This is a genomic window from Wolbachia endosymbiont of Tuta absoluta (assembly GCF_059414725.1).
Genome location: NZ_JBNRJY010000494.1, coordinates 1 through 655 on the forward strand (window position 1 = coordinate 1; position 655 = coordinate 655).

1 pseudogene is annotated in these 655 nt (G+C 30.1%); it reads right to left on the reverse strand.

Annotated features, from left to right (window positions below):
* Window positions 1–8 precede the first annotated feature (8 nt).
* A pseudogene (locus ACJ5GX_RS05495) lies at window positions 9–128 on the reverse strand (GMP synthase (glutamine-hydrolyzing)); the annotation flags it as partial.
* Between the last annotated feature and the right edge of the window lie 527 nt (window positions 129–655).

A 655-nucleotide genomic window follows, 5' to 3' on the forward strand; every position in this document is an offset into this window, starting at 1 on the left:
AATTATTGCTACTCCCACTCAATAGTTGCTGGTGGCTTGGAAGTTAAATCATACACAACTCGATTTACTCCGGAAACTTTGTTAACAATTATACTACTGACGTCTTGCAAAAACCTCCAAAATACTAACGAATGTTGATCGATCGTATTGAAATGATAAAACAAAAACATTTCATTCAATGTAGGATAGTAGGTACAGTCGGTTGTAGCACATAAGGTACCAGGAGTACTCCAAAAGAGCTGAATTATTTTGGTCCCTAGCAATATTTTTTTCTTGTCATGAATATGTTTAAGTAGAAAATCACTTATTTTATAAGAATAGGTAAAGTTTTTTATTATACGTATTAACTTGGGAGCTAATGTATGGACTTGCTTCCAGCAAATCACGTTTTAGGCTACTATCTGACGCGTTCATACAATTAATAATAATTAAAAACTTGACAAAGTTTACAAACAGATTAGATTACTTTCAATGAAGAAGAATCAAACTTATTTTTTAATTAATAAGTTAAAAGAAGTTGTTTTCGGATTTTATGTAATCCGTTGATAACCTTTCAACCGTTTATAATTAAGGAAAATTAAGATAGTTATGTAATATATCTTTGCCTAAAGTGTGAAATACAATATTTTGAATACCAAACTTTAAAACACTTCCC